Annotated in this window: 13 protein-coding genes and 1 tRNA gene; 10 read left to right on the plus strand and 4 right to left on the minus strand. The window is 63.6% G+C overall.

Features of this window, described 5'->3' with window-relative positions; all coding sequences use genetic code 11:
- Positions 1-111: 111 nt before the first annotated feature.
- Entirely contained in the window at positions 112-987 is an 876-nt protein-coding gene (locus tag H3U89_RS07525; protein ID WP_232345595.1) for a TrmH family RNA methyltransferase, read from the minus strand.
- Between the two features lie 165 nt (positions 988-1,152).
- A tRNA-Leu gene (locus H3U89_RS07530) sits at positions 1,153-1,241 on the minus strand.
- Positions 1,242-1,359: 118 nt separating this feature from the next.
- On the opposite strand from H3U89_RS07530, the gene H3U89_RS07535 reads away from it, so the two are divergent.
- The 6 genes from H3U89_RS07535 (at position 1,360) to era (ending at position 6,728) form a co-directional block, all read left to right on the plus strand.
- The gene (locus H3U89_RS07535; RefSeq protein WP_198179739.1) at positions 1,360-2,160 is read left to right on the plus strand and encodes a 16S rRNA (uracil(1498)-N(3))-methyltransferase; all 801 of its coding nucleotides are present in this window, start codon (positions 1,360-1,362) and stop codon (positions 2,158-2,160) included.
- Positions 2,161-2,249: 89 nt separating this feature from the next.
- Positions 2,250-2,597, plus strand: coding sequence for a histidine triad nucleotide-binding protein (locus H3U89_RS07540; RefSeq protein WP_198179737.1), 348 nt, complete (start codon positions 2,250-2,252; stop codon positions 2,595-2,597).
- Between the two features lie 40 nt (positions 2,598-2,637).
- Positions 2,638-3,822: a PhoH family protein gene (locus H3U89_RS07545; RefSeq protein WP_198179735.1), complete on the plus strand. Its 1,185-nt coding sequence runs from the start codon at positions 2,638-2,640 to the stop codon at positions 3,820-3,822.
- Entirely contained in the window at positions 3,819-4,373 is a 555-nt protein-coding gene (gene ybeY, locus H3U89_RS07550) for an rRNA maturation RNase YbeY (protein ID WP_198179733.1), read from the plus strand. Before H3U89_RS07545 ends, ybeY begins: the two co-directional genes overlap by 4 nt.
- Positions 4,366-5,778, plus strand: coding sequence for a hemolysin family protein (locus tag H3U89_RS07555; protein ID WP_198177744.1), 1,413 nt, complete (start codon positions 4,366-4,368; stop codon positions 5,776-5,778). Before ybeY ends, H3U89_RS07555 begins: the two co-directional genes overlap by 8 nt.
- Positions 5,775-6,728, plus strand: a complete 954-nt coding sequence (era, locus tag H3U89_RS07560; RefSeq protein ID WP_198179731.1) for a GTPase Era — start codon at positions 5,775-5,777, stop codon at positions 6,726-6,728. Before H3U89_RS07555 ends, era begins: the two co-directional genes overlap by 4 nt.
- 6 nt (positions 6,729-6,734) lie before the next feature.
- On the opposite strand, the gene H3U89_RS07565 is transcribed toward era, so the two are convergent.
- Positions 6,735-8,756 carry an AMP-dependent synthetase/ligase gene (locus tag H3U89_RS07565; protein WP_198179729.1) on the minus strand — a complete coding sequence of 674 codons (2,022 nt, stop codon included), beginning with the start codon at positions 8,754-8,756 and terminating at the stop codon, positions 6,735-6,737.
- Between the two features lie 235 nt (positions 8,757-8,991).
- Here H3U89_RS07565 and H3U89_RS07570 point away from each other — a divergent pair, with 235 nt between their 5' ends.
- The 3 genes from H3U89_RS07570 to H3U89_RS07580 all read left to right on the plus strand — a co-directional run bounded on the left by H3U89_RS07570 (position 8,992) and on the right by H3U89_RS07580 (position 11,896).
- A complete protein-coding gene (locus H3U89_RS07570; RefSeq protein ID WP_198177747.1) occupies positions 8,992-9,615 on the plus strand; it encodes a 50S ribosomal protein L25/general stress protein Ctc in 624 nt (207 codons plus the stop codon).
- 187 nt (positions 9,616-9,802) lie between these two features.
- Positions 9,803-10,930, plus strand: coding sequence for a branched-chain amino acid aminotransferase (locus tag H3U89_RS07575; protein ID WP_198179727.1), 1,128 nt, complete (start codon positions 9,803-9,805; stop codon positions 10,928-10,930).
- Positions 10,931-11,113: 183 nt separating this feature from the next.
- On the plus strand, positions 11,114-11,896 hold the full coding sequence (locus H3U89_RS07580) for a trimeric intracellular cation channel family protein (protein WP_198180550.1): 783 nt from the start codon (positions 11,114-11,116) through the stop codon (positions 11,894-11,896).
- Positions 11,897-11,936: 40 nt separating this feature from the next.
- On the opposite strand, the gene rpsT is transcribed toward H3U89_RS07580, so the two are convergent.
- Complete coding sequence (gene rpsT, locus H3U89_RS07585; RefSeq protein ID WP_015021872.1) at positions 11,937-12,197, minus strand: 30S ribosomal protein S20; 261 nt, start codon at positions 12,195-12,197, stop codon at positions 11,937-11,939.
- 145 nt (positions 12,198-12,342) lie between these two features.
- On the opposite strand from rpsT, the gene lepA reads away from it, so the two are divergent.
- Entirely contained in the window at positions 12,343-14,220 is a 1,878-nt protein-coding gene (gene lepA / locus H3U89_RS07590) for a translation elongation factor 4 (protein ID WP_198179725.1), read from the plus strand.

Here is a 14,220-nt window from a genome sequence, read left to right on the forward strand (position 1 = left end):
CGGATGTCAGGGTCACCCGACACCAACCCGATATTAGGTACTCAGCCATGAAGTAAGGCAGCGGAGGGCAGCAGAAATTTGCTGTATAGTTGAGGGCTCAGTTTGCGAGGCTCAGCCGGCTTGCTGAGGTCTGGTCGCGTAGAAGGCCACGGCGCTCGAGGCAGCCACATTCAGGCTGTCCACGTCATGGCTCATGGGGATCCGCACGGTCAGGTCCGCCCGGGCGATGGTCCTGTGGCTCAGTCCGTCCCCTTCGGTACCGAATATCAGGGCCAGGCGATCGATCCGGTCGGGCCCGTGTCCTAGACGCTCAGACAGCTCGTCCAGGCTGATGGCATCCCGGTTCAGGGCCATGGCCGCCGTGGTGAAACCCAAATCATGCAGCTGCTTCATCCCCTGGTCGGGCCAGGCGTGGACGTCGTCGCCGCCAATTCTTGTCCAGGGAACCTGAAAGACCGTGCCCATGGAGACCCGTGCGGCCCTGCGGTACAGGGGGTCGGAACAGGAAGGGGTGACCAGGACCGCATCCACCTGCAGGGCTGCCGCCGAACGCATCAGCGCGCCGATGTTGGTGTGGTCGACAATGTTCTCCATGACGGCTATCCGTTTTGCCGAGCGGCAGATATGCTCCACAGTGGGCAGAGGCCAGCGTCTCATGGCGGCCAGTGCGCCTCGATGCAGCCGGTAGCCGGTGATGGTCTTGAGCTGTGCTGGGCTGGCCACGTAGACGGGAATGTTGGGTCCGAAGGCTGCGTCCACCTGGTCGAACATGGAGCGCATCCCCTCCAGCCAGGGCTCTTCCACCAGGAAGGAGATAGGCTCAACCCCGGCATCAAGGGCGCGGGCGATGACCTTGGGGGACTCGGCGATGAACAAGCCCCTGGCGGGCTCCAGACGATTGCGCAGCTGCGGCTCGGTCAGCCTGGTGTAGGCCTCGATCCTGTCATCGTCGATGGAGCCGATTCTCACCTTGAGCACGTCTGCCATACCTCCTTCTGGTTCTGTCAACAGCATAGGCAAAGCAACCGAAAACCGAACATGAGTCATTTTCGACGGAGAGCGTGGATAACAGGTCAGAAAGAGCCGTGTTGATCAAATACGGAAAGCAGGGAAGGTACGAATCGTAGAAGCCCCCAACGATGTGGAATCGAGTGTCCGGAACGGGAGTTGAACCCGTACGCCTGTATATATATAGGCACTAGCACCTCAAGCTAGCGCGTCTACCATTCCGCCACCCGGACAGGTGCGTAATCGCAACGGAGACAATCATAGCATCTTAGGCGACATCGTGCACTGGGCGATCAGGGGAGCGTGTCGTCGCAGTGAGTGCTTTTCGGCGGCGGGCTGTAGCCTAACACCATGACCGCACCCCTCTTCCTGTTGGATCCCGACCACGATGATTCCCCACTGGCCAGCGACGAGCTCCATACCGGCTGGCGCCTGACCCTGCCCGAGCACATTCGTCGCCATGCCCTGGGCTCCATGAGGCTGAAGAATGGGGACCAGCTGGATCTTTCTGACGGGGGCGGACTGCGCATCAGCGCCCTGGTAAGGGACGCCTCGACCGGCCTGGTGGAGGTCACCGCTGTGGGGCGGCAGGCGCCTCCCGAGAAGGAACTGATTCTTGTTCAGGCCCTGGCCAAGGGCGGCAGGGACGAGCAGGCCATCGACATGGCCACGCAGATCGGGGTGGATCAGGTCATGCCTTGGCAGGCTGATCGGTCCATAGCCAAATGGAGGCCGGGCCGCAACGACCGGCACTGGCAGGCCACATTGGATGCAGCCACTGAGCAGAGCCGGAGGGCCTACCGTCCTCGACTGCTGGACAAGGTGGACAGCCGTGGTCTTGCCTCCTGGTGCCGGAAGGCGACTGATCAGGGATGCCTGGTCCTGGTCCTTCACCAGGATGCCGACCTTGGGTGGGATGCGGTCCGCAAGCGCGTAGACAAGCTTCCAGCGAGCTCGCCTGTTGCCGTGGTTGTGGGCCCGGAAGGCGGGATTGCCGACCAGGAGGTTCAGACCATGATGAGGCAGGGGGCTCTGCCGGTCCGGTTGGGCGGCAACATCCTCCGGGCCGCTTTGGCCGGACCTGTGGCCCTGACCCTGTTGGCGGACATGCTGGGCCGCTGGCAGTCGGAAGCCCCTGAGCCCAGCGCATGAAGTCGCGCACAATATACAACCTCGACAATAAGATGGAAAACAGCGAAAACACCAAAAACAACAATGTCGGCAAACAGTAAGGAGTGGTCATGAGCGATGACGATCGACAGGAGGACTGCATCTTCTGCAGAATCGTGGCAGGGGAGGTTCCCAGCGAAAAGGTCTACGAGGATGAGACCGTCTACGCTTTCAAGGATGCCAATCCCAAGGCCGCCGTCCATGTCCTGATCGTCCCGCGCCGCCACTACGCGTCGGTGGCCGAACTGGCCAAAGCTGATCCTGAGGCTCTGGCCCACATCGTCCAGGTGGCGCAGCAGATCGCCGACCAGGAATTCCATGGAGCCTACCGACTGATCTTCAACACGGGGGAGGACGCCGGCCAATCGGTCTTCCACGTCCACGCCCATGTCCTGACCGGACAGGTATTGCCCGAGTGAGGCCCATGTTCACCATCGTCATCGTGCAGGAAGGGAACCCGTGGCGGTAACTACGCGAACCCTGGAGATTCCGGAGGGGATCGACCCGGTTCAGGTGCTGGGGCCGGAGGATGCAGTCATCGACAGGATTGAGCGCGCCTTCCCGGCTGTGTCCATCCTGGTTCGTGGCAACCGGATCATGCTGCGGGCCCAGGACCGGCAGAGCGACGTTCAGGCGGCCCAGATCCGGGATCTACTGAATGAACTCATGCAGACCGCGGATCAGGTTCCCCTGGATGCCGATCAGGTGGGGCGGATACTGGACCATCGCCGCCTGGGGACCGCCGAGGCAGACGATTACTCCCACCCGGAAGAGCAGAAAATTACAGACAGCGATAAGGCAGACCAAACCTCCGTAGGTCGAAAATCCGAGGATCCCAATACGACAGACAGTACTTCCGTAGGCCGCAATTATCGGGGGACAGCCATTGCAGAACCGGCGAGGGCCAACGCCCTGGAAGACGCCGACCAGTCGGGTCAGGCAGCTCCTGCTGCAGTTCGTCGCCGCCCCCTGACCCAGGCCTCCAAGGGTCCGATCAGGCCCAAGACGGCTGGCCAGTCCGCCTATGTGGCGGCCATTGAAACGCATACCATCACCTTCGGCATCGGTCCGGCCGGCACAGGCAAGACCTATCTGGCGGTGGCCAAGGCCGTTCAGGAATTCCGGGCCGGGCGCATCGGGCGAATCATTCTGACCAGGCCTGCCGTGGAGGCGGGAGAGAGCCTGGGCTTCCTGCCCGGCACCCTCAATGAGAAGGTCGATCCCTATCTGCGGCCCCTCTACGATGCCCTGGCTGACATGCTGGGCACCTCGCGGCTCCACCGACTTCTGGCCGATGAGACCATTGAGGTGGCTCCGCTGGCCTACATGCGCGGACGCACCCTGAACGATGCTTTCGTCATCCTGGATGAGGCGCAGAACACCACCCGCAGGCAGATGAAGATGTTCCTGACCCGTCTGGGCTTCAACACCAAGATGGTCATCACCGGCGACGTCACCCAGGTGGATCTGGGCGGACCCGCATCCGGTCTGGCCACCATCGAACAGATTCTGCACGGCATCGACGATATCGCCTTCGTACACCTGCAGGCGGCCGACGTGGTGCGCAATCGGCTGGTCGGGCAGATTGTCCGGGCCTACGACCGCGCCGATCAGGCCCGCAGCCGGGGACGGGAGCAGGCATGAGCGTAGAGGTGACCAACGAGACCCAGTGGCTGATCGACGCCAAGACCTTCTCCGACCTGGGTGTGTGGGTGCTGGACCAGATGCGGGTGAGCACCCAGTCCGACATGACCATCATCTTCAATGATCCCGAGCCCATGGCGGTGCTGCACGAGCGCTGGATGAACCTGGCCGGGCCAACCGATGTCATGAGCTTTCCCATGGACGAGCTGCGCCCCGGGGACGAGAACCATCGGCAGGAGGGCATCCTGGGCGACATCGTCATCTGCCCCTGGGTGGCGGCACAGCAGGCTCTGGCTGCCGGTCATTCCACCATGGAGGAGATGCTGCTGCTGGCCATCCATGGCACCCTGCACCTGCTGGGATACGACCACGCCAGCAGGGAGCAGGAGGCGCAGATGTTCGGACTGCAGCGCCAACTCCTGCTGACCTTCCTGGCGCTGCGCCAGGGGCCCATTGCGGATGCCGCGCTGCCGGCCGGGGCCACCAATGTGCTGGAAATCTACGAGCGGTACGGCCGTGATGCCCACCGGAGAGGCAGATCCCATGAGTGAGCGGACCATCGCCGCCCTGGTGGTCATGGCTCTGGCCGTCATCGCCCTGGTCGTGCTCTCCCTGGCGCTTGCCGAGGCCCAGGGGGCGCTCAACCGGGTGACCCGATCCAGTCTCAACAATTTGATCCTGGGCCTGCAGACCGACCAGGAACTCAGCCAGTTCTCCAGGATGAAGCGGATTGACCGCATCCACCGGGCCCAGAGCCTGATTTCCCAACGGCAGGTGACCGGAAGCGCCTGTGCCTTTTTCCGCATCATTTGCGACATCATGGTCGGCGTCCTGGTGGCCTGCATGGCTGCTCTTGGCGGCCTGCCCTTCTGGGAGCAACTGCTGTGCGGAGTGGTCATGGCCATCCTGGTGGCCGCCGTTTCCGTCACCCTGGGTCCTCATGGCCGCTCCCGCCAGCCCATGGAAGCACTGCTCAAGCACGTCCGTCTGGTCGGGCTGGCTGTCCTCCTGACGCCTTTCAAGCGTCGGCGGCAGGCACAAGCCCGTTCCCGCATAAACCATCGCGGTGATCTTTCCGACGACGAGGAGCTGGAGAAGATCCAGATCGAGCAGGGTCGTGCCATGGTCGACCAGCTGGTGGAGGCCGGCGCCTTCGATCCGGAGATCTCCGAGATGCTGAAGAACGTGCTGACCCTGTCGACCACGCTGACCCGAGAGATCATGGTCCCTCGCACCGACATGATCTGCATCTCCAAGGACGCCAGTCTCGATTCGGCCCTGAAGCTCTTCTCCCGGTCGGGATTTTCCCGTATACCCGCCATTGGGGAGGACGTGGATGACCTGGTCGGCATCGTCTACCTGAAGGATGTGGTCCGGGCCCTGGCCTTCAGCCATAAGGGCGACAGATCGGTCGCCTCCATCATCCGTCGGCCCGTTCTGGTGCCTGAGTCCAAGCCGGTGGACGACCTCTTCCACTACATGCAGCGCTCCCGCCACCACCTGGCCGTGGTTGTGGACGAGTACGGGGGCATCGCAGGCCTGGTTACCATTGAGGACGCCATCGAGCAGATCGTGGGGGAGCTGGAGGACGAGCATGACCGGGTCCAGCACGACGAGCCCAAGCAGATCGGCCCGCATACCTGGCAGCTGCCGGTCCGCACGCCCATCGCCGACCTGGAGGAGCTCTACGAGATAACCATCGACGAGGACGATGTGGATACGGTCTACGGCCTGCTGACCAAGCTGCTGGGTTCCGTGCCGGTCTCAGGCTCATCGGCGGTGACCCGGGGAATCAGGCTGACTGCGGGCGAAGCGGTTGGCCGCCGCAAGAAAATCGCCACCATCGTGGTCGAGCCGGCCAACGGATCCAGCATCGCCCTGGAGGACGGTGTGGAGCAGGAAGACCAACAGACCGACGGGGAACAACCCGAGCAGGACAGTCAGGAGAATTCATGACCAAGGAAGAACACAGCGACGCCAAGGTGCCGGTCCACCGATCGGGGTTTGTGGCAGTAGTGGGCCGGCCGAATGTGGGCAAGTCCACCCTCATGAACGCCCTGGTTGGCAGGCCCATCGCCATCGCCTCCTCCCGGCCGGAGACCACCCGCAAGGCCATCCGGGGGATTATGACCCGCCCTGAGGCCCAGGTGGTCCTGGTGGATACCCCGGGCATCCACCGTCCGCGCACCCTGCTGGGCCAACGGCTCAACGACGTGGTCGAGGCCTCCCTATCGGACGTGGACGCCATTGCGTTTCTGCTGCCCGCCGACCAGGCCATCGGCCCCGGAGACCGCCGCATTTTGAGCCGGCTACGGTCCGACTTCGCCCGCAAGGACAAGGACGGCAAATGGATCTGGCGAAAGCCCCTGATTGCCGTAGTGACCAAAATCGACCAATTGGACAAGGGTCAACTGGTGGACAAGCTCCTGGAGATCGGCGCCTTCGCCGACTTCTCCCAGATCGTTCCGGTCAGCGCCCTGGAGGCTGACAACGTGGACGAGGTGGCCCAGGTGCTGATGGATGCCATGCCCGAGGGCCCTCAACTCTACCCTGACGACCAGCTGACCGAGGAGCGTCCCGAGGACATGATCGCCGAGCTGGTCCGTGGAGCCTACCTGGAGGAGCTTGACGACGAGCTGCCCCACTCCCTGGCCGTCCGCGTGGAGTCCATCGAGCCGGATCCGGATGGCGGGCGCGATACGGTCCATATAGGCATTTATGTGGAGCGCGACTCCCAGAAGCCCATCGTCATCGGGCGTGGGGCCGAGCACCTGGTGCGGGTGAAGAAGAAGCTGCGCACCGCCGTAAACCGGACCATGGGCCGCAAGGTCCGGTTGGATCTGCACGTCAAGGTGGCCCGCAACTGGCAGACCGACCCCAAGCAGCTGGAGCGCCTGGGGTTCTGATCCTGTTCAGCGGCGGGGCGCCGGGGTGCGCTTGGCCGTGTACATCCGGCTGTTCAGCAGGTCGGCGTAACGCTCGATGACCTTGGGCCGGATCACCTTCATTGAAGGTGTCATCAGCCCGTTGTCCTGGGTGAACTCCTCGGGCAGGATGATGAACTTGCGCACCGACTCGGCCCGGGAGACGCCCTCATTGGCCCGGTCCACGTACCCTTGGACTTCGGCCCGGACCACGGCGTTCTGCGCCGCCTCCTGCAGGGACATGTTCCGATCCAGTCCCTTGGAGGCCAGCCAGGGCCGCAGGGCGGACTCGTTCAGGGTGACCAGGGCCGAGATGAAGGGCCGCTTATCGCCCAGAACCAGGGCCTGGGAGACGATCTCGGAACGCTCGATGACCTCCTCGATGGGCCTGGGGGAGACGTTCTTGCCGCCGGCGGTGATGATCAGGTCCTTCTTGCGCCCGGTCAGGAAGAGGAACCCGTCTCGGGAGAGCCGCCCCAGGTCGCCAGTGGCGTACCAGCCGTCCTCGGTGAAGGAATCGCGGGTGGCCTCCTCATTCTTGTGGTAGCGGTGGAATACACAGACACCCTTGATCTGCACCTCGCCGTCCGAGGCGATGCGGATGGTGAATCCCGGGAAGGGGATGCCCACCGAGCCCCTGTGGTAGGGGGTGCCCAGGGGGTTGAAGGCGCAGGGTGCGGTGGTCTCGGTCAGGCCGTAGCCCTCATAGACCGGGACATTGGATCCGCGGAAGAACCCCAGCAGCTCGGGGTCCAGGGGAGCGCCTCCTGAGACTATCCACTTGGCCCGTCCGCCCAGGACCTGGCGCAAAGAAGAATAGACCAGCGGGTCGTAGAGAGCACGCCGCAGGGCGCTGCGCCTGGTCGGCCAGCCCTGGCGTGAGATGTCCTCCATGTAGGCGCGAGCCGCCCGTGCAGCCCCGTTGAAGATTCTGCCCTTGATGCCGTGCCCGGCCTTCTGGGAGGCGGCGTTGTAGACCTTCTCGAAAACCCTGGGCACGCCGATGATGACCGTGGGCTTGGACTCCTGCAGGTCGGACAGCAGGGTGGCCAGTCCGGAGGAGATGTACACGTGCATGGTTCCGTAGACGACCCCGTAGCTGATGGCCCGGGCGAAGGTGTGTGCCTGGGGCAGGAAGAGCAGGATGGATCCATCCGGGTCGTGGGTCAGATTGGGGATGAAGGCGTTCAGGTTCCTGGCCAGCTGGCAATAATGCTCATGGGTCATCTCGACGCCCTTGGGCGCCGCCGTGGAACCCGAGGTGTAGACGATGGAGCATAGGTCGGTCTTATGGATGGAATTGATCCGCTCGTCAAGCTCGGCATCGCTGACCGACTCCCCATAGGCTTGCAGCTCCTGCAGGGCCCCGGACTCCAGGCAGGCGATCCGCTCAAGGGTGGGGCACTCCTTGTCGGCACCCTCGGCCTTGGCCCGCATCTCAGCGGTCTGCACCACCAGCAGCCTGGCATCGGAGTTGTTGACGATGAATCGGATCTGCTCGGCCGAATCGGTGTCGTAGATGGTGGCGATGACCCCGCCGATGGACAGGACGGCGGCGTCCACGATGTCCCACTCGTAACTGGTCCTGCACATGAAGGCCACGGCATCGCCCTTCTTCAGCCCGTAGTGCAGGAAGCCCTTGGCGGTGGTCCTGATGTCGTGCAGGATCTCCCGGCCGGTCCGGTAGGTCCAGCTGCCGTTTTCGACGAAGTGCAGCACCGGTTGGTCGGGTGTGCGGCGGGCCCGGTCGGCATAGATGTCATAGACGGTCATGTCGTCTGGCACCGGTCCCATGCCGGCGGTGGTGGCCGAAAGCAGTCCCGAGGCCGGATCCATGCGCGTGGTGGTGGCGTAATCGGCAGACCAGAAATGCGTGTTGGGCAGGGCGAGTGACTCCTCGGCGGCCCGGGGGGTAGCCTGCGACGGATCCTCATTCTCCTCGCCAGTCGGTCCCTCCCCATGACCCACCTGGTGTGCCACAAAAGATTTGACCGATGCTAGTAACGACACGTTGTCTCCTTCAATAATCGCGGGATATGTCCAGAATAGCCGCCTACTTGGAGAAGGGCGGGCCCGGTGCTAAAGTAGGCACGTTGCTTTGGCGAGGGAGGCTTCACGGCCTCCGTTATCGACTCGGCTGGATCATCGGCGGCCATTCCTTATGGGCGGTCCGGAATCCGACGCGGCGATGCGCCAGGACCGGCCCAGGTCGGTCTTGAGGAACCAGACAAGGAAGGAAGCCAACATGGCCAACACAATTAAGCTCGAGGGCGAAGTCCGCGACCAATTCGGCAAGGGGGCGGCACGCCGCATGCGCGTGGCCCAGCAGATTCCCGCCACCATCTACGCCGGCGGCGCCCAGCCCGACTACATCAAGCTGCCCATGCGCGAGACCACACTGGCCCTGCGCCGCGCCAACGCCCTTTTCTCCATCAGCTTCGGCGGGCAGACCAAGACCGCCGTGGTCAAGGACGTGCAGCGCAACCCGGTCAAGCGCCAGGTGGAGCACATCGACTTCTATGAGGTCCGTGCCGGCGAGAAGGTCACCGTGGAGGTGCCTGTCTTCGTCAGCGGCGAGACCAAGGGCGCTGCCGTGGCCCTGATCGACACCCAGAACCTGCAGGTCCGGGCCGATGTGTCCAACCTGCCCGAGCGCATCGACATCAGCGTGGAGGGCCTGGCCGAGGGCGATAAGATCCTGGCCAAGGACATCAAGCTGCCCGAGGGCTCCGAGCTGGTCATCGACGATATGGAGGAATCCATCGTCTCCGTCGAGATCCCCAAGGAGGAGAGCCTGGAGACCCCCACCGAGGAGACCGAGCAGGCCGATGCGGAAGCCGCTCCGGAGGCCGACGCCCAGAGCGAGTGAGCTTAGAGGTTTGTTGTGCAAGGCCATGGGATCATCAGGATCCTGTGGCCTTTTTGCGTATGACGGTCACTATGCGAAATGGGATGAACAGGTCGGCGCCTGCCTATGCGATAGTTCGGGTACCGGGCATCGCCATAAGCATTGCACCCGAGCAACCAAGTACAGTAGCAAGAAGAAGTGGTAGACAATGGCAGAGCAATCACATCACGACCCGAAGGCACTCAATGAGTTGGCGGACGCTTTCAAGGTCATTCCCAACGATCATCCCGCCTCTGACGAGGAACGTGCCCGGCTGATTGACAAGCCCGCCTTCGGCCAGCTCTTCTCCGACAACATGACCCACATGGGATGGACTTCGGATGACGGCTGGAAGGATCGCAGGGTTGAGCCCTACGGACCGCTGAGCCTGGATCCGGGGGCCTCGGTGCTTCACTACGCCCAGGAGGCCTTCGAGGGGCTCAAGGCCTACTACCACGACGACGGCTCCATCTGGCTCTTCCGGCCCGATGCCAACGCCCAGCGCTTCTACAACTCAGCAAAGCGTCTGGCCCTGCCCCCGCTTGAGCCCGATGACTTCCTGGGATCGGTGGCGGCCCTGGTCCGTCGTGACGCGGCCTGGGTGCCCAGGCGGCGCGAGTACACGCTCTATATGCGCCCCTATATGTTCGCCTCCGAGCCCTTCCTGGGCGTGCGTGCCCCGCATGCGGTGGACTATTGCGTCATCGCCTCGCCCTCGGGACCCTACTTCGCCGGCGGTGTCAAGCCGGTCAGCATCTGGGTGGAGGACAAGTGGTTCCGCACCGGCCCCGGCGGCACCGGCTTCGCCAAGTGCGGCGGCAACTACGCGGCCTCCCTGCTTGGTGAGAACCGAGGTGCCGAGCATGGCTGCGAGCAGGTCTGTTTCGTCGACGCGGCCACCAAGACCTACCTGGAGGAGCTGGGCGGCATGAACATGTTCACCGTCCATAAGGACGGCCACCTGGAGACCCCCAGCCTGACCGGGACCATTCTTCCCGGCGTCACCCGCAACTCCCTGATTGCCCTGGCCCAGGACCACGGTCGTGACGTGGTGGAGACCATGATCCGTCTGGATACCCTGCTGGAGGACATCCGCTCCGGCGAGGTCACCGAAGTGTTCGCCTGCGGGACCGCTGCCATCATCACCCCGATCGGGCGCTTCAAGTCCGAGAACTTCGACGTCCAGGTGGCCGACGGTGGTTCAGGCAAGGTCACCATGGACCTGCGCAACGAGCTCCTGGGCATCCAGCTGGGCGAGATCGAGGATCCGCACGACTGGATGTGGAAGGTCTGCTGAGTACCCACCCCATTCCTGCCTGACAGGTCTTGAAAGGAAGGCGGCTTCAGGGCGACATTCCGTCCCGGGCCGCCTTTTGTCATCTTTGTGGTCTTGGGCACATCACCGGCCTGTTCTGCTGGGTGCTTGACTAGTCTGTAGACAGACTTGAGTGCGGGACGATTCAGGGAGGAGAAGCGCGGGATGAAGACGGCCTTGGAGGGGAACCTGATCTTCATGGTCATCGAATACCTGGGCATCCTCAGCTGCGGGCTTTCGGGCGGTCTGGCTGCCGTGCGCAAGGGCTACGACATCATCGCCATCCTGCTGGTCTCCTGGATCAGCGCACTGGGAGGCGGGGTGGTCCGCGATGTCCTGCTGGGCCAGGTGCCGCCCAGCGGCATCACCGACAAGGGCTCGGTCATCGTCACCCTGGCATCCGGCCTGGTGGTGGCCGTCGCCCATCCCGAAATCAGCAGGATGACCTGGTCCATGCTGGTCACCGATGCCATGGCGCTGGGATCCTTCGCCGTCAACGGGACCGCCAAGGCTCTGATGTGCGGAACCGGCGGCATGACGGCCATCTTCATGGGCATGGCCACGGCCCTGGTCGGCGGCCTGTTACGAGACATCCTCCTCAACCAGGTGCCTGCGGTCATCCAGGACCAGCACTGGTACGCGCTGCCCTCCCTGATCGGATGCCTGCTGACGCTGGTCTCCACGCGCGCCCAGCAGCACGGACTCTATCCGGCCCGTGTCGACATGATCCTGGACCTGGCCATCGTGGCCCTGGTGGTAGTCCTGCGCATCATCTCGGTGAAATTCGACATCCTCGTGCCAGGGGCGATGGACCGGCGCTCGGCCCGGCTGCCGCTCAACGACGCCCAGCTGGCCAGGGCCATTCGTCACCTGATGCGTGGCCGGTCCGACATCAGCGTCACCATCAAGCACGACGACGAGGACACGGATACCAAAAAGGGCCGGTGATCCAAGCGCTTGGATCACCGGCCCTTGTGGGGCACCCGGTTCAGAGGGCGTTGACGGCGTTGGCCAGACCGGACTTGCGGTTGGCGGCCTGGTTGCGGTGAATCACACCCTTGCCGGCGGCCTTGTCCAGACGGCGGGCGGCCACCTGGTAGGCAGCCTGAGCGGCCTCCTTGTCACCGGCATCCACGGCCTTGCGCACGGAACGCACGGAGGTCTTGATTGCGCTCTTGACCTCCTTGTTGCGCAGGTGCGCCTTTTCGTTGGTGATGACCCGCTTCTTCTGCGACTTGATGTTTGCCAATGTTGCTCCAAACGATGAATGTATCTGTACAGACAACCCACCATAGTAGCACCCGACCGGGAGAAGAATCCGCCAGGGGCGGGCGCTTCGGCCCAGGGCATCGTCTAGAATCGTTAGACCAGACATACGTGAGGAGAGCAGACCGGTGCAGGAAGCCAAGAACCAACCAGGATTCACTGACCAATCGCTGATCCGCAACTTCTGCATCATCGCCCACATCGATCACGGCAAATCCACAGTGGCCGACCGGATCCTGCAGCTGAGCGGGATCGTGCCCAAGCGCGAGATGCACGACCGGTTCCTGGACAGGATGGACATCGAGCAGGAGCGCGGCATCACCATCAAGTCCCAGGCCGTTCGCCTGCCCTGGGTCAAGGACGGCGTCGAATACACCCTGGGTATGATTGACACCCCCGGCCATGTGGACTTCACCTACGAGGTATCCCGGGCCCTGGAGGCTTGTGAGGGCGCGGTTCTGCTGGTGGACGCCACCCAGGGCATCGAGGCTCAGACCCTCTCCAACCTGTATATGGCCCTGGAGGATGACCTGACCATCATCCCTGTCCTCAACAAGATCGACCTGCCCTCGGCCGAGCCGGACAAGCATGCCGAGGAGATCGCCAACCTGATAGGCTGCTCCACGGACGAGGTGCTCCGTGTGTCAGGCAAGACCGGCCAGGGGATCCGGGAGCTGGTGGACCGCATCGTGGACCAGGTGCCGGCCCCCAAGGGGGACCCCAAGGCTCCGGCCCGCGCCCTGATCTTCGACTCGGTCTACGACTCCTACCGGGGAATCGTCACCTACATCAGAATGGTGGACGGCGAGCTCAAGGCGCGGCAGAAAATCCGCATGATGGGCCGGGCGACCGTGCACGACCCCATCGAGCTGGGGGTGATCAGCCCGGACATGACCCCCACCAAGGCCCTGGGTGCCGGGGAAGTCGGCTACGTGATCACCGGCGTCAAGGACGTCAGCCAATCCAAGGTGGGCGACACCGTCACCACCGAGGCCAACCCGGCCAAGGAGCCCCTGCCCGGCTATCAGGACCCCCAGCCCATGGTCTATTCCGGGCTTTTCCCCATCGACAACGCCCAGTTCCCCGAGCTGCGCGACGCCCTGGACAAGCTCAAGCTCAACGATGCCGCCCTGGTCTACGAGCCGGAGACCTCGGTGGCCCTGGGCTTCGGCTTCCGCTGCGGCTTCCTGGGGCTGCTGCACATGGAGATCGTCACCGAGCGCCTGAGCAGGGAGTTCGGCATGGACCTGATCGCCACGGCCCCCAACGTCACCTACCAGGTGACCATGGAGGACGGCAGCGAGCACACGGTGACCAATCCCAGCGAGTTCCCCGACGGGAAGGTTCGCCGGATTCAGGAACCCGTGGTCAGCGCCGACATCATCACCCCCAAGGAGTTCATCGGGCCGGTCATGGAGCTCTGCCAGGACCACCGCGGGCAGATGGGGACCATGGAGTACCTGAGCCCAGAGCGCGTCGAGATGCACTACCGGATGCCCCTGGCCGAGATTGTCTTCGACTTCTTCGACCAGCTGAAGAGCCGGACCAAGGGCTACGCCAGCCTGGACTACCAGCCCGACGGCACCCAGTCCGCAGACCTGGTCAAGGTGGACATCCTCATCCAGGGGGAGAAGATCGACGCCTTCTCGGCCATCGTCCACAAGGACAAGGCCTACGCCTACGGGGTGATGATGACCAAGAAGCTGCGCAAGCTGATCCCGCGCCAGCAGTTCGAGATCCCCATCCAGGCCGCCATAGGGTCGCGGATCATCGCCCGGGAGACCATCAGCGCCCTGCGCAAGGACGTGCTGGCCAAGTGCTACGGGGGCGACATCACCCGCAAGCGCAAGCTGCTGGAGAAGCAGAAGGCCGGCAAGAAGCGCATGAAGATGCTGGGCCACGTCGAAGTGCCCCAGGAAGCCTTCATCGCCGCCCTGAGCACCGGCCAGACCCAGGATCGGGACACCAAGGACAAGATCCGGGCCGCCGCCAAGAAGGAGGGCTGA

The organism is Bifidobacterium sp. W8104 (genome assembly GCF_016100735.1).
GTDB classification, from domain to species: Bacteria; Actinomycetota; Actinomycetes; order Actinomycetales; family Bifidobacteriaceae; genus Bombiscardovia; species Bombiscardovia choladohabitans.